16 protein-coding genes are annotated in these 14,650 nt (G+C 67.9%); 6 read left to right on the forward strand and 10 right to left on the reverse strand.

Going from position 1 to position 14,650, the window contains the following annotated elements; translation table 11 throughout:
- Positions 1-112 precede the first annotated feature (112 nt).
- Both BKN51_RS29805 and BKN51_RS29810 read right to left on the reverse strand, forming a co-directional pair.
- Complete coding sequence (locus BKN51_RS29805; RefSeq protein WP_101610796.1) at positions 113-1,054, reverse strand: carbohydrate kinase family protein; 942 nt, start codon at positions 1,052-1,054, stop codon at positions 113-115.
- A gap of 48 nt (positions 1,055-1,102) precedes the next feature.
- Positions 1,103-1,699 carry a TetR/AcrR family transcriptional regulator gene (locus BKN51_RS29810; RefSeq protein ID WP_101610797.1) on the reverse strand — a complete coding sequence of 199 codons (597 nt, stop codon included), beginning with the start codon at positions 1,697-1,699 and terminating at the stop codon, positions 1,103-1,105.
- Positions 1,700-1,802: 103 nt separating this feature from the next.
- Here BKN51_RS29810 and BKN51_RS29815 point away from each other — a divergent pair, with 103 nt between their 5' ends.
- Together BKN51_RS29815 and BKN51_RS29820 are read left to right on the forward strand one after the other, a co-directional pair.
- Positions 1,803-2,948, forward strand: a complete 1,146-nt coding sequence (locus BKN51_RS29815; protein WP_101610798.1) for an acyl-CoA dehydrogenase family protein — start codon at positions 1,803-1,805, stop codon at positions 2,946-2,948.
- 73 nt (positions 2,949-3,021) lie between these two features.
- Entirely contained in the window at positions 3,022-3,639 is a 618-nt protein-coding gene (locus BKN51_RS29820) for a Uma2 family endonuclease (protein WP_101610799.1), read from the forward strand.
- A 52-nt stretch (positions 3,640-3,691) separates the two neighbouring features.
- On the opposite strand, the gene BKN51_RS29825 is transcribed toward BKN51_RS29820, so the two are convergent.
- The 4 genes from BKN51_RS29825 to BKN51_RS29840 form a co-directional block, all read right to left on the reverse strand.
- The gene (locus BKN51_RS29825) at positions 3,692-4,240 is read right to left on the reverse strand and encodes a hypothetical protein (RefSeq protein ID WP_101610800.1); all 549 of its coding nucleotides are present in this window, start codon (positions 4,238-4,240) and stop codon (positions 3,692-3,694) included.
- Between the two features lie 67 nt (positions 4,241-4,307).
- Positions 4,308-5,537, reverse strand: a complete 1,230-nt coding sequence (locus tag BKN51_RS29830) for an amidohydrolase (RefSeq protein ID WP_174720466.1) — start codon at positions 5,535-5,537, stop codon at positions 4,308-4,310.
- Between the two features lie 11 nt (positions 5,538-5,548).
- Complete coding sequence (locus BKN51_RS29835; protein ID WP_233222942.1) at positions 5,549-6,034, reverse strand: GNAT family N-acetyltransferase; 486 nt, start codon at positions 6,032-6,034, stop codon at positions 5,549-5,551.
- On the reverse strand, positions 6,034-6,939 hold the full coding sequence (locus BKN51_RS29840) for an aldose 1-epimerase family protein (protein ID WP_101610802.1): 906 nt from the start codon (positions 6,937-6,939) through the stop codon (positions 6,034-6,036). The genes BKN51_RS29835 and BKN51_RS29840 overlap by 1 nt, the downstream gene beginning before the upstream one ends.
- 112 nt (positions 6,940-7,051) lie before the next feature.
- Between BKN51_RS29840 and BKN51_RS29845 the strand changes: the two genes are divergently transcribed.
- Positions 7,052-8,560: a fatty acyl-CoA synthetase gene (locus tag BKN51_RS29845; RefSeq protein WP_101610803.1), complete on the forward strand. Its 1,509-nt coding sequence runs from the start codon at positions 7,052-7,054 to the stop codon at positions 8,558-8,560.
- Here BKN51_RS29845 and BKN51_RS29850 read toward each other — a convergent pair.
- Entirely contained in the window at positions 8,537-9,322 is a 786-nt protein-coding gene (locus BKN51_RS29850) for an aminoglycoside adenylyltransferase domain-containing protein (protein WP_101610804.1), read from the reverse strand. The two genes, BKN51_RS29845 and BKN51_RS29850, sit on opposite strands and share 24 nt — an antisense overlap.
- A gap of 143 nt (positions 9,323-9,465) precedes the next feature.
- Positions 9,466-10,203 carry a helix-turn-helix domain-containing protein gene (locus tag BKN51_RS29855; RefSeq protein ID WP_101610805.1) on the reverse strand — a complete coding sequence of 246 codons (738 nt, stop codon included), beginning with the start codon at positions 10,201-10,203 and terminating at the stop codon, positions 9,466-9,468.
- Positions 10,204-10,325: 122 nt separating this feature from the next.
- On the opposite strand from BKN51_RS29855, the gene BKN51_RS29860 reads away from it, so the two are divergent.
- Genes BKN51_RS29860 through BKN51_RS29870 form a run of 3 tightly spaced genes read left to right on the forward strand, consistent with a single transcriptional unit; the run spans position 10,326 to position 12,552 of the window.
- On the forward strand, positions 10,326-10,898 hold the full coding sequence (locus BKN51_RS29860) for a TetR/AcrR family transcriptional regulator (RefSeq protein ID WP_101610806.1): 573 nt from the start codon (positions 10,326-10,328) through the stop codon (positions 10,896-10,898).
- Positions 10,898-11,728, forward strand: a complete 831-nt coding sequence (locus BKN51_RS29865) for an MBL fold metallo-hydrolase (protein WP_101610807.1) — start codon at positions 10,898-10,900, stop codon at positions 11,726-11,728. Before BKN51_RS29860 ends, BKN51_RS29865 begins: the two co-directional genes overlap by 1 nt.
- Positions 11,725-12,552, forward strand: coding sequence for an MBL fold metallo-hydrolase (locus BKN51_RS29870; protein ID WP_101610808.1), 828 nt, complete (start codon positions 11,725-11,727; stop codon positions 12,550-12,552). The genes BKN51_RS29865 and BKN51_RS29870 overlap by 4 nt, the downstream gene beginning before the upstream one ends.
- Positions 12,553-12,557: 5 nt before the next feature.
- Here the strand turns inward: BKN51_RS29870 and BKN51_RS29875 are convergent, their stop codons facing one another.
- Positions 12,558-13,943, reverse strand: coding sequence for an APC family permease (locus BKN51_RS29875; protein ID WP_101610809.1), 1,386 nt, complete (start codon positions 13,941-13,943; stop codon positions 12,558-12,560).
- A 95-nt stretch (positions 13,944-14,038) separates the two neighbouring features.
- A complete protein-coding gene (locus tag BKN51_RS29880) occupies positions 14,039-14,626 on the reverse strand; it encodes a DUF3558 domain-containing protein (RefSeq protein ID WP_101610810.1) in 588 nt (195 codons plus the stop codon).
- Between the last annotated feature and the right edge of the window lie 24 nt (positions 14,627-14,650).

A 14,650-nucleotide genomic window follows, 5' to 3' on the forward strand; every position in this document is an offset into this window, starting at 1 on the left:
TGGCCTCGCTGCACACCGCCCCGCTGGGGTATGAATTCCCCACCACGCTAGTCGAGAATGGGGTCAACGCGCAGCGGGTGAGTTGCTCACAACAGCCCCTTTGGGACCAGGTTCACACGGCGGATGCCATATCTTCGGCCGTCGGCGGTTCCGCCCCACTCCGCGAGACGGTGATCGACGCCGCTTTCGCCGCGAATTCGAGCGCCGAACGCCAGCCATCGGCGTCGAGAGTGGACACGTCGCGCACCCCGTTCGAGTACAGCCATGCCAGCAGCGCGCCTTGCACGGTGTCACCGGCGCCGATCGTGTCGACAACGGCGACACGGCGTGACGGGACCTGAGCGATTTCGCCCGCCCGTGTGATGACGGACAACCCTTGCGCGCCGCGGGTGAGCACCACGGCGTCGACCCCGGCAGAGGTCCAGACCTTTGCGGCGTCGACCGGATCGGCGCCTTCGGCGAGCCATTCCGTGTCGTCGTCGGAGATCTTGAGCAGCCGGACATGCGGCAGCCAGGACTCGAACCTCGCCCGGTACGCCGCCGGATCGGTGATCAGCGCCGCCCGGATGTTCGGGTCGAGGACGGTCAGGACACCCCGGGCGGCTTCGCGGCGCAACATGGTTTCGTACGTGCTCGCACCCGGTTCCAGGACCATGCCAAGCGTGCCGAGCGAGAGCGCCGTCACATTTTCCGGCAGCGCGCCGGGATCGCCGACCAGCCTGTCCGCGGTGCCCTCGGTGTAGAAGGTGTATTGCGCGGAGCCCTTCTCGTCGAGCGCGACGACGGCGAGCGTCGTCGGCTCGTTTCCCCGCTGCAGCAAGGCGGTGTCGACCCCGGAGGCGTGCAGCCGGTCCACCAGCGCGGCACCGAAACGGTCATTGGAGACACGCGAGAAGAAGCCCGTCGGGACACCGAGGCGCCCGGCGGCGAGCGCGACGTTGTACGGACCACCACCCATCCGGGGCAGCAGGGCGCGCAGCCCACCGTCCACAGTGGAATCCAACGGTTCACCAGGAACGAGGTCGACCAGCGCCTCTCCACCCACGACGATCACGGGCGCGATGCTAGCCGAGACGGTGGTAATCCCACCAGAATTGTCATTTCAAGACATTTTCGGGGCGAGGCCTCCGAGTAGGAGTTCCGACAGCGCGGTGAACGCCTCGGCGTCGGTCACCCCGGCGCGCTGGCCGACCACGCCGGTCTGGATTCCCTCGATGATCAACCCCGCCATTTCCGCGATCAGCCGCGCGTGCACCTCGCGGAAAACACCATCGGTGACGCCGCGATCGATGAACGACCGGATCCGCTGGGCCGCGGCGCGGCTGTTGAGCTGATACGCGTCCCGCGCCGGGGCGAATTCGGCGATGTCGGTCATGAAAGCGGCCGAGGCGCGATTCAGGTATTCGGAGATCCCGGCGAGGTACTCCCCGAGGATCTTGCGGGCGTCGTCGATCCCGGCGATCCGCTCCTCCAGCAGCTCGGCGGCACCCTTGAAGAAGTGGGCGACGACCTTGACCGCGAGCTGCTCCTTGCTGGGGGCGAGCGCGTAGAGGGTCGACTTCGAGCAGTGGAGCCTGGCGGCGAGGTCGTCCAGCGTGAACTGGGAGAACCCCTCGGCGAGGAAGAGGGCTTCGAGCTCCGAAAGCAACGCTCGCTGACGCGCGGTGGGCTGGCGGCGCCGGGTCTTGCTCTCGGTCATCGGATCACTATCCCTTACGCGGACGGTATCCCCTCAGCGCCTTCTACTGTACGCTGAATCAGCCCACAGTACTGTTTTTAGTACAGCTCAGCTCGGAGGAGCCATGCCGGCGGACCGTCTGCTGCCCAGCACCGAGGCCCAGGATCTGATCGACCTGGCCAAGGAGATCGCACGCGAGGAACTCGCTCCGATCGCGAGCAAGTACGAAGAGACCGCGCACTTCCCGCGTGAACAGTTCCGGCTGCTCGGGCAGGCGGGCCTGCTCGGCCTCCCCTACGCGGAACGCTGGGGCGGCGGCGACCTGCCGTACGAGGTCTACCTGCAGGTTCTCGAGGAGATCGCGGCCGCGTGGATGTCCGTCGGCGTCGGGCTCTCCGTGCACACGATGTCCTGCTTCGCGCTGGCGCACGAAGGCACCGACGCGCAGCGCGATCGCTGGCTGCCCGACATGCTGGAGGGTGATCTGCTCGGCGCGTACGCCCTTTCGGAGACCCACGCCGGCTCCGACGCCGCAGCCCTTTCGACCCGCGCGCGGCTCGAAGGCGACCAGTACGTCGTGAACGGCACGAAGGCGTGGATCACCCATGCGGGCGAGGCCGACTTCTACACGACCATGGTGCGCACGAGCGACGACGGCGGACAGGGCATCACCTGCCTGCTCGTCGACGCGTCGACTCCGGGTCTCTCGGCCGCGCCGCCCGAGCGGAAGATGGGCCTCACCGGGTCGACCACCGCGCAGCTGATGTTCGAGGACGCCATCGTCGACTCCGAGCGGCGGATCGGCGAAGAGGGCCAAGGGCTGAAGATCGCGCTGTCGTCGCTCAGCTCCGGACGGCTGGGCATCGCCGCGTGCGCCGTCGGGCTCGCGCAGGCCGCGCTGGACGAGGCCCTCGAGTACGCGAAGGGCCGCACGCAGTTCGGGCGGCCGATCATCGAGTTCCAGGGCCTGGAGTTCCTGCTGGCCGACATGGCCGCGACCGTCGAGACGTCGCGCGCGATGTACCTCGACGCGGCCCGCCGCCGCGACCGCGGGCTGCCGTTCCAGCGGCAGGCGTCGATCGCGAAACTCGTCGCGACCGACGGCGCGATGAAGGTGACCACCGACGCGGTGCAGGTCCTCGGCGGCGCCGGCTACACGAAGGACTTCCCGGTGGAGCGGTACATGCGGGAGGCGAAGGTGCCGCAGATCTTCGAGGGCACCAACCAGATCCAGCGCATGGTGATCGCGCGGGAACTGCGGAAATCCTGACCCTTCGTGGTGCTATGATCACCAGTGGTCACCATCTGGCCGTGAGACACTGTGGATGACGTGAGGAGACGCTGTGACAGCCCTTCCCCATTCCACGACCGGGTCGCATGGTGAAGCAGGGTGGGCCATCCCGGAGCACCTGCTGTCCGTCGCGGAGTACGCGGCGCTCGGTGAGCCCGATTCGGGATTCACCGAGCTCGTGGAAGGCCGCCTCGTCATGTCGCCGAGCCCCAAGAGGAGACACAACAAGGCGTTGTACGCCTTGGCGAGGCAACTGGAAGCACAGCTGCCCGAACACCTCGAATTCATCCAGGACATCGACGTCGACCTGGGACTGGTTTCCCCTGGCGAGCCAGGTTTCGCCCGACGCCCGGATCTGATCATCGCCCTGCGCGAAGCGGGAGAGCGGATCGACGCGGAAGACACGATGTACCACGCGGACGACGTCGTCGTAGTGGTCGAGATCGTGTCGCCGGGCTCGAAGCGCACCGACTACGTGACCAAGCACGGCGAGTACGCCGACGCGGGGATTCCGCATTACTGGATCGTCGATCTCAGCGAGCCCATCTCGCTCGTCGCCTGTCACCAGGCGGGCGAACTGGGGTATCAGGACGCGCCCGCCGCGACGGGCGTCTTCCAGGCCGGCGAGCCGTTCCCTGTCAAACTGGACCTCGACCGGCTGCTTTCCTGACTGCCGCAAGTCCGCGAGACAACGCGCGCCAGGACCGTATGGGAGCGCCTCGTCAGTACCCTCGCGGACCGAACTGCTGCGGCGGTGGGCCGAACTGCTGCGGCGGGCCGCCTGGTTGCTGCTGGTGCTGTTGCTGCGGCCACCCCGCCTGCGGCGGATAAGGCTGCTGACCCGGCACGGGCTGCCACTGAGGCCCGGGCTGCCCCGGCGGGTATCCCGGGGCAGCCTGAGCGCCGTGCGGCTGCTGGAATGCCTGCTGCTGCGGGAATCCCTGCTGAGCCGCGGCGGCGACGAGGTCACGCGCCTTGCGCCGCTTCCCGCGGATGACCATCGTCGCGCCCAAGCCGGTCAGCGCGACCCCGACCCCGGCCATCCAGACCCCGTGGTTCCGGAACGTCTCCGCACGGGATTCGGCCGCGGCCTTCATTTCGGCGTAGGTGTCCTCGCCGGTACTGCGGCCGTTCTTCGTGGTCTCGCAGACGTCACCGGGCGACATGATCTTGCCGCCGCATTTGATGAGATCCGGGTTCTCGCGCGAGAACAGCAAAGTGACGACCAAGAACCCGATACCGACGATCAGGACGAAAACCCAGCGCTTCATGTGTTACAAGCCCTCCCCATATGTAACACATGAGAGCACAGGTCACTCACCTCTGACAAGGGCGAAGTCAGCTTTCGCGGTACCGGCGCTCCTCGGTGACGCCGACCCCGGCCTCCTCGTCGAAGTGGTAGACCTCGCGTCCGCGCACGAACACCCGCATGGCGCGGTTCATCACGTCCAGCGGGTCACCCGACCAGAGGACCACGTCGGCGTCGAGACCCGGCTTCAGCGAACCGACCTGGTCGTCGAGGTCCAGCATCGCGGCCGGGTTGACGGTCAGCGCCTTCAGCGCGGTCTCCGGGTCGAGGCCGTCCTTGACCGACAGCGCCGCCTGGTACACCAGGAAGTTGATCGGCACGACCGGGTGGTCCGTGGTGATCGCGATCCGCACGCCCGCCCTGGCGAGGATGCCGGGCGCGCGCAGGGTGCGGTTGCGCAGTTCCACTTTGGACTTGGTGGTGAACAGCGGGCCGAGGATCACCGGCACGTCGCGCTCGGCGAGCAGGTCCGCGATCAGATGCCCTTCGGTGCCGTGGTTGATCACCAGTTTGTAGCCGAACTCGTCCGCCAGCCGGATCGCGGTGACCATGTCGTCGGCACGGTGGACGTGCTGGTCCCAGTACAGCTCGCCGTCCAGGACCCTGGCCAGGGTCTCCTTGGTCAGGTCGACGTCGAACGGCTTGCCCTCACCGGCGGCGTGGTCGCGCTTGGCGGCGTAGTTGCGCGCGGCGGTGAACGCGTCGCGGATGGTCGACGCGACGCCGAGCCTGGTCGACGGCGTCTGCTTCTTCTCGCCGTAGACCCGCTTCGGGTTCTCGCCGAGCGCGCTCTTCACGCTGACGCTCTCGGCGAAGATCATGTCGAGCACGGTCCGGCCCCAGGTCTTGACGCCGATCGTCTGCCCGCCGATGGGGTTCCCGGAGCCGGGCTTGATCACGACGCTGGTGACGCCGCCTGCCAGCGCGTCGTCGAAACCGGGCTCGTACGGGTCGATCCCGTCGATCGCCCGGAACCGCGCGCCGTTGGGGTCGGTCATCTCGTTGGTGTCGTTGCCCGACCAGCCTTCGCCGTCCTCGTGGACGCCGAGGTGGGCGTGCGCGTCGATGAACCCGGGCAGCACCCAGGTGCCCGCGGCGTCGATCAGTTCGGCGTCTTCGGGGACCTCGACGTCGGCGGCGGTGCCGACAGCGGCGATCTTCCCGTTCTCGATGAGGACCGTGCCGCCGTCGATGGGATCACCGTCGACCGGGACGACGTAACCACCGACGATGGCCTTGACCAGTGCTTTGTTCGACATACTTTGACACGCTAACGAACTGGGCCGCCGGGAACCACACGGGGCTTTTCAAAGTGGACCAGCTCGTAGTCCGCCTCGGGCGTCCGGTGCGTTTCGACGTAGCCGAGCTTCGAGTACATCCGCAGCGGACCGATACTCCGCTCTCCCGTGAACAGGCGGAACACGGTCACCGACTCCGGCATGGCCGCTTCGGCGGCGAGCAGCAACGAGCTGCCGAGCCCGTGGCCCTGCCTGTCCGGGGCCACGATGAGCCTGCCGACAAGACCGGCCTCGCCGTCCACGACGATCCGGACGCTCGCCACCAGCCGTCCGGATTCCCTGGTGCCCCAGGCGAAACACGCAGGATCGCCCAGGGCCTCCTCGGCTTGTTCGAAGGTCTCCAGCAGCGGCGGGAGGTCCAGGTTTCGGTGCGTCCTCGCCTCCGGCACGTAGGCCGCGCGCTGCAGTGTGAGCGTTTCACCCGCGTCCACGGGGCCCAGCCGGAGCGGCGACGTCATCAGCGGACCCGGATTCCCCAGCTCCCGGTCCACGAGGAGGCGGGCTCCAGGTCGATCAGGTCGGTACCGGTGTTGAGCGCGTCGGCGGGGCAGGTCATCGGCTCGATCGCCACCGCCCGGCCGCGGCCGACCAGGTCGTCCGGCGTGAACACCTGCGCCCAGTGGAAGTCCGGCCCCGCCCAGACCACCAGCTCCTGCTCGCCGTGCGAGAGGACGTGGTTGTGGTTGCCGTCCTCGGCGACGCTCAGGCCGCCGAACGCCGTGTCCAGGTCGACGCCTTCGAGCACCTTGCCGTGCCGGAAGTCGTACTCGGTCCCCTCGACGTCCTGCTCGTCGGCGTACGGCATCTGCTCGTCGCCCAGGTACGGCCGGACGCGGCTCGCGGGCAGCGTCAGGGTCAGCTCGTCGGTGGGCACGTCACCGATGCGGAAGTAGGGGTGAGTGCCGAGCCCGACGCCGATGGGGCTCTCGCCCTCGTTGCGGATCTCGTGCGTCACGACCAGCTCGCGTGGTGAGATCTCGTAGGTGATCGTCGCGCGCAGCGGTACCGGCCAGCCCTCCTGCGCCGGGACGTCGACGGCCAGGGTGATCGACGACTCCGCGTGTTCGAGCAGTTCCCACTCCTCGTGCCGGGTCAGGCCGTGGATCGCGTTGCCGCGAGCCTCCTCGGTGATCGGGAGCTGCTGCTTTTCACCCTGGTGGACCCACTGGCCGCCCTTGGTGCGGTTCGGCCAGGGCAACAGGACCTGCCCGGCACCCTTCGGCGGCTTCTCGTCCTCGGCGAAAGCCTCGACGTACGGCACCCCGCCGACCTCGAACGCGCGCAACCCGGCGCCGATCTCGGTGATGACGGCGCGCGCGTTGCCGCGGGTGATCTCGAACTGCTCTCCGGTGGGATTGGCCATGCGGACGAGGTTACCGGCGGCCGAGGGGGACGCGTCACCGGGAAAAGTGCGGGGAAGCACAGCCGGGAAAGTACTGTGGGAATGCCACGCCCGGACGAAGGAGACCGCCGCGATGACCGTTCCCGGCTACCCCAGCACCGTCGGCCGTGTCCTGGAGCGGAGCGCGCGGCGCGTCCCGGCCCGGGTCGCGCTCACGTTCGCCGATCGCGTGTGGACCTACGCGGAACTCGACCGCGCGGCGGGCCGGGTCGCGGCGAAACTGCTCGACCGCGGTCTCGTCCACGGTGACCGCGTCGCGGCCTTCGGCAAGAACTCCGACGCGTACCTGTTGCTGTACCTCGGTTGCGCGCGGGCCGGGCTGGTGCACGTACCGGTGAACTTCAACGCGCGCGGCGAAGAACTCGAGTACCTGCTCACGCAGTCCGAACCCGCTGTCGCGTTCGTCGATCCCGCGCTGGCCGGGCACGTGACGTCCGCTCATGCGTCCACTTCGGACATTCTCGACTGGGCACTGGACGAAACCGTCGCCCCGCACGAGGAATCCGGTGTCGCGGACGATGACCTCGTCCAGCTGCTCTACACGTCCGGGACGACCTCCCGGCCGAAGGGCGCGATGCTCACCCACCGCGCGCTGGTGCACGAGTACTCGTCCTGCATCGCCGCGCTCGACCTGAGCGACCGCGACGTGCCGCTGCACGCGCTGCCGCTGTACCACTCGGCGCAGATGCACGTGTTCCTCATGCCCGGCCTCGCCGTCGGCGCGACGAACCACCTCGTCGAGGCACCCGATCTCAGCGACGTCTTCGCGCGGATCCCGCATCAGGGCGTCACTTCCCTGTTCTTCCCGCCGACCGTCTGGGTGGGACTCGCGAACCATCCCGACCTCGGCGACGCGGATCTGAGCGGCCTCACCAAGGCGTACTACGGCGCGTCGATCATGCCCGTCCCGGTGCTGGAAAAGTTGCGGGCGCGACTGCCGGGAGTCGGGTTCTACAACTGCTTCGGCCAGTCGGAGATCGGTCCACTCGCGACGGTGCTGCGTCCCGAAGAGCACGACGAGCGGCCGGATTCCGTCGGCCGCCCGATCCTGTTCGTCGAGACGCGCGTGGTGGACGCGGAGATGAACGACCTCCCGCCGGGCGAACTCGGCGAGGTCGTGTACCGCTCTCCGCAGCTGTGCACCGGCTACTGGGGCAAGCCCGAAGAATCCGTGGAAGCGTTCGCGGGCGGCTGGTTCCATTCCGGCGATCTGGTGCGCCAGGACGAAGAGGGCTACCTGTTCGTCGTCGACCGGATCAAGGACGTCGTCAATACCGGCGGCGTGCTCGTCGCGTCTCGCGAGGTGGAAGACGCGCTGTACGCGCATCCCGCCGTCGCCGAGGCCGCCGTCGTCGGCCTGCCGCACGAACGGTGGATCGAGGCGATCGCCGCGGTGGTCGTGGTGAAGGAATCCGTCGGCGAAGCGGAACTGATCGAGTTCGCCAAGAAGTCGCTGGCGGCGCACAAGGTGCCGAAGTCGGTGCATTTCGTCGACGAGTTGCCGAAGAACGCGTCCGGGAAACTGCTGAAACGCGAGTTGCGGCAGCGGTTCGGCGGGTCAGCGTCCGCGATCGGCGTCTAGCGACTCGGCGTACGCGGCGAACTCACGAGCCGCTTCGAGACTGCCCGGACGCGGCGGATCCTCCGGATCCCAGCCGAGTTCGCGGTCTCGCAACACCTGCGTGAGCAGCGGCCGCCACCGCGGGTCGAGGTTTTCGCGAGCCCATTCGAGCGCGCCGCGCTTCGACTCGACCTCGGCCGTGCGCAGGGTGTAGAGCACGCGGCAATAAGTCGACACGATGTAGCGCTGGGTCCAGGCGAGCTCGAAGGGCGCCCACGTCCGGACGCCGTCGATGAGCCCGTGCAACTCCTCACGCATCGCCGCGCGCAGCGCCTCCGGTGCCGGGTCGTCGACCAGGCTCGCGATCGGCGGGCCGTCGAGCACGATGCCGCGATGGCGCAGGATCCAGCGGGTGTGGAGGCTGTTGCAGTGGGTGTCCCAGATCAGGACGCGATGGCCGTGATCGCAGTACAGCCACGGTGTGCCGAGCCCTTGGCCGCTTTTCAAGGACCCCACGTCCGCGTACGAGCCCTCGATTTCCTTGCACCAGAAGCCTTCGCGCGTGGGAAGTTCGTCGTGGAGCACGCGGAGGTCGGCTTCGGCCTTGCCGCTCGGGGGCTCGGTGGTCGCGATGATGAAGTCGCAATCGCTGTGGAGGTCGCCGGCGCCGAGGGCGAAGGAGCCCTGAACGTACGCGCCGACGTAGGTGTCGCCGAGGATCTCGCGGGCTGAGGCGACGAGGTCGGTGAGGACTTCGTCGAGTTCCACGTAAGGCGTGTACACGGTGGCTTTCTTGAGAGCAGGTTGACGGCATCCGGGAAGTCGACTGTGTGGATTTTAGTGCGCTGGATGACCAAATTCCACACAGTCCCGCGTGACCGGTCCGATCGTGACGGGGTGTGTGGAAATAGGGGCACTCAACGTCCCTATTTCCACACACCCCCTACCTTTGCCGCTCCCGAGCGCACCTCGCCCAAACGAGTGAGAAGTTGTTGCGCCGCAAGGACAGATCGCTCATCCCCGGCATCGAGAAGATCCGCCGCGACAGCCGCTGCAACCGCATGGCCGTCCGATCCCGGCGGACGCAGCACACCGTGCAAAGCCGGAATCCGGATCACCACGTTGGGCGCCGCGCTGTCCAGCCGAAGGCGCCGTGACCGCGCGAGCTCGTCGAACCGGGCGGCGTCGACATAGAACTCCTCGTCCGCGCCGCCCGCCATCAGGTCGGCACCGTAGTGCCCGGCCGCGACAGGACCACTGACGACGGCATGAGGGTCTTCCCGTAGTCGCGCCAGCGGCCCGGGCAGCATCCGTACGCGGTGCACGCGCGCGCGGCCGGAGAGCAAGCGCGGCCAGTGAGCGAGCTCGCGTTCCCGTGCGTAGCGCTTGAGCCGGACCCGTTCCGACGGCGATATCCACTGCGGCCGATGGCCACTCAGCGACCACAGGAATCCCCAGGCCATCCGCCCGGAAAGCGGCCTGCCGGCCACGGGTTTCACCACGCTCTTCCGATGCTCGACCGACCGCGCGTCGACCAGCAGTTCGCGACCGATCCGGATCGCGTCCAGCTTGCCGCCGTGCACGAGTTCACGGACGCGCTCTCGCGAAATGTCCAGAACCTGCGCAGCCCGTGCGACCGGGAGCAGATCGGCCGAGTCGACCATGTCCACTCCCTTCGCCCGTCGATCGGGTCACCACTCAGTTTACACAAACCTCCCTTATTCAGGGGTATTTGCGTAAATTCACTCACTAGACCGGTCGTCATACTTTGGCTACAGTCGGCCGCATGGTCCGCCGCACCGACACCCGGCAGCGCATGCTCGATTCCGCCGCCGAGCTCTTCCACCAGCAGGGTTACCACGCCACCGGCCTCAACCAGCTCGTCGCCGCCGTCGGCGCGCCCAAGGGGTCGCTCTACTTCCACTTCCCCGGCGGCAAGGAGCAGCTGGCCGCCGAGGCCATCCGCCAGTCCGCCGAGCGCCTCTGCGACATGTTGCGCGCGATCGTCGCGAACTCACCCGACGTCATCACCGGCGTCGAGAACGTCGTCGAGGCACTGGCGACCTCGTTGGAGGAGTCGGATTTCCAGCGCGGGTGTCCACTCGCGACGGTCGCGCTCGACGCGTCGGGCGACAGCGAGGCGATCCGCCAGGCCTGCGCCGACGGCTACACCTCCTGGCACACCCTCATCTCCGAAGCACTGCACCAGCTGGACGCCGACAAGGCGGACCACCTGGCGACAGTCGTCCTCGCCGCCGTCGAGGGCGGGTTGCTGCTGGCCAAGACGTTGCACGACACCGCGCCGCTGCGCGCGATCGCCCCTCACCTCCGCACCACACTCGAACGGGAGCTGTCCTGATGCGCGTCCACCACCTCAACTGCGGGACCATGCGGCCGGTCGGCGGCAAACTCGTCGACGGCAAGCCGGGGCTGTTCCGCCGCGCGGAACTGATCTGCCATTGCCTTCTGCTGGAGACCGAAACCGGCCTCGTGCTCATCGAGACCGGCGTCGGCACTCCGACCGTCACCCGGCCCGTCGAATGGCTCGGTGCCGGGTTCGTCCGGCTGGTCCACCCCGACAGCGACGACGACCTCAGCGCCACCACGCAGATCCGCAAGCTCGGCTTCGACCCCGCCGACGTGCGCGACATCGTGCTGACCCACCTCGACCTCGATCACGCGGGCGGGCTCGTCGACTTCCCGCGGGCGCGGGTCCACGTCCATGCCCGGGAGCTCCAGGCGCTGGAGAAGCCGGTCGACCGCAAGGAGGCGAGCCGCTACCGGAAGGTCCAGTTCGACCACGGCCCGATCTGGCGGTCGTACCGCGCCGACGGCGAGCCGTGGTTCGGTTTCGACGCCGTCCGCGAGCTCGAAGGGGTCCCGGACGTCCTGATCATCCCTCTCGCCGGGCACACCCGCGGGCACGCCGGGATCGCGATCGACACCGGGGACGGCTGGCTCCTCAACGCGGGCGACGCCGTCTTCCACGGCGGCGAGCTGGAGCGAAAGCCTCACATCCCGTTCGCGCTGGGCTTCTTCGAGTCGTACATGCAGACGGAGAAAACGGCACGACTGGACAACCAGCGCCGGCTGCGCGAACTTGTCAGTAACAACGGTGACGAGGTGACGGTCTTCGCCGCGCACGACGCCACCGCATTCGCACGGCTCAGCCAGAGGAGCAGGCTATGAAGGTCCACCACCTGAACTGCGGCACGATGCGCCCGGCGGGAGGCAAGTTCCTCGATGGCCAGCCCGGCCTGCTGCGCCGCGCCGAACTGGTGGCGCACTGCCTGCTCATCGAGACCGGCGACGGGCTCGTGCTGGTGGACACGGGCTTCGGCCGTCAGGGGGTGGCCCGGCCGGGTGCCTGGCTCGGCACGCCGTTCACGGTGATGGTCGGCGCGAAGCCGGTCGAGACGGAGACGGCGGCCCATCACGTCGAAGCGCTCGGTCACAAGCTGGAGGACGTGCGGCACATCGTCTGCACGCATCTCGACGTCGACCACGCGGGCGGGCTCGCGGACTTCCCGAACGCGGTCGTGCACGTCCGCACCGCGGAGCACGACGCGGCGACGTCACCGTCCAGCCAGAGCGAGAAGCTCCGGTTCCGCGCCAACCAGTTCGCCCACCGTCCGCTGTGGAGCAAGTACGACGAGGCCGGGGACGAATGGTTCGGTTTCCAGGCCGTCCGCGAACTCAAGGGCCTGCCGCCGGAGATCCTGCTGGTACCGCTCGCGGGGCACACCAAGGGTCACACCGGGGTGGCGGTCGACACCGGCGACGGCTGGCTGCTGCACGCGGGCGACGCGTACTTCTTCCACGGTCAGATGGATCCGGTGAAGCCGCACTGCACGCCGGGGATGACCGTCTTCCAGAACATGGTGCAGACCCTGCGCAAGCCGCGGTTGGAGAACGTCGAGCGGCTGCGCGAGCTGAGCCGAGAACACGCCGACGAGATCACCGTGTTCTCGGCCCACAGCCCGGTCGAATACCAGTCGCTCAGCCGCGGTTGACGAGGTCAGCCGACCGGCGGCTCGATGGGCTGCCGGTCTTCCTCGCTGTGCGTCGCCCGCATGACCAGCCAGTTGATCCCCCACAGCACGATGCCGACGCCGAGCAGGATCGCGGCGACCTTGTAGTCACGGGCGGGCCGCCCGGACAACGGGGTCACCAGGTAGAGACAGAAGATCGCGGCCAGCACCGGGATGACGGTCGGCGCGCGGAAATGCTTGTGCGCCGACTTCTCCTTGCGCAGCACCAGGACCGCGACGTTGACGATGGCGAACACCGCCAGCAGCAGCAACGCCGTCGTTCCGCCGAGCACGCTGATGTCCACGAAGGACACCAGGCCGATGGCGATGACGCTGGTGAACACGATCGCCACCCACGGGCTGCGGCGGAACGGGTGCACCGTGCCCAGCTGCTTCGGGATGATCCGCTGGTTCGCCATGCCGTAGAGCAGGCGGCTGGCCATCAGCATGTTGATCAGCGCCGAGTTGATGACCGCGAAGAGACCGATCGCGGAGAAGACCTCGCGCGGGAATCCCGGCGCACCGACGTCGAGCACCTTCAACAGCGCGCTGCTCTTGGCGGCCTCCAGCTCGTCGGCGGGCACCAGCAGCGAAGAGGTCACGGAGACCAGGATGTAGATGGTCGCGGCGATGACCATGCCCCACAACATCGCCTTCGGGAAGATCCGGATCGGGTCCTTGCACTCCTCGGCCATGTTCACCGAGTCCTCGAAGCCGACCATCGCGAAGAACGCCAGCGACGTCGCCGAGGTGATCGCCACCAGCATCGTCTGGTTCTCGGTGTCGAACTCGACCAGCCGTGAGGCGTCCCCGTTGCCGTTCAGCACCGCCCACACGCCGACGCCGATGATGATCAGCAGACCGCCGATCTCGATGCAGGTCAGCACCACGTTGGTCTTCACCGATTCGGAGACCCCGCGGAAGTTGATCAGCGCGAGCCCGATCACGAACAGGATCGCCACCAGCGGCATCGGCGCGGTGATGAACTCGGCGAGATAGGTGTCACCGAAGGCCTTCGCCGCGGACGAAGCCGACGTGATCCCCGAGCACATCACCGCGAACGCCACCATGAAGGTGAGGAAGCGGATCTTGAACGCCTTGTGCGTGTAGAGCGCCGCACCCGCCGCCTGCGGGTACTTGCCGACCAGTTCCAGGTAGCTGAACGCGGTCATGATCGCGACCACGAACGCGATCAGGAACGGCAGCCACAGCGCGCCGCCGACCCGGCCCGCGACCTGTCCGGTGAGCGCGTAGACGCCCGTCCCGATGATGTCCCCCACCACGAAGAACAGCAGGAGCTTGGAACCCATGACCCGTTTGAGGCTCGGCTGACCGGTCGGCCCGGTCTGTTCTGTTGTCGTCGTGTCCGCCATGCGGCAAGAGTGTGCCGTATCACGTCTGTGGCCGACAGTCCGGTTTGGTCAGTTCTTCGTCACGGGTTGACGAAGGGCGGTTCTGGGTATTTCGGTCAGTTGGCGTCGACCGCGGTCTTCACCAGCGGGGTCATCATTTCCTGCGTCATCGCGGCAGATCCGGTGTAGTTGACCAGCACCGGCACGGTGTCGACGAGCTCGGCGGCGGCCAGGGTCGCGGTCTTGTTCTCGCCGGTGGCGTAGTAGACGGCGCCTTCGCCGACACCTGCGACGTCCTTCGCACCCGCCTTCGCCTTCTTCAGCGCGGCGATCATCTCGGCGGGTTTGATCTTGTTGCCCTCGAAGCGGGTCACGGCGAGCGCGCCGAGCTCCTTGCCGCCCGCGGAGTAGACACAGCTCTTGGCCTTGCCGCCGTTGGCGGCGTGGTCCTGCACCGGGCCCGGCGCCGATGTCACGCCCTGGACGGAGATCGCCTTCCCGACGGCTTCGGCGGGCAGCAGCGCACACGGTTCCTTCGCGCCGGCGCCACCGGTGGGAGCGGCCGAGGAACTCGGGGCGGTGGACGGAGCGGGAGCCTGGCTCGACGACTTGGCCGCGTTGTCCGACTTCCCGTCCCCGGAAGAACAGGCGGAAAGGGTCGCGATGACAGCGGCGAACAGGATGATCGCCCGTGAAATACGCATGGATCCGACGATAGCCCCGGCGAA

The sequence above is a fragment of the Amycolatopsis sp. BJA-103 genome (assembly GCF_002849735.1).
GTDB lineage: Bacteria > Actinomycetota > Actinomycetes > Mycobacteriales > Pseudonocardiaceae > Amycolatopsis.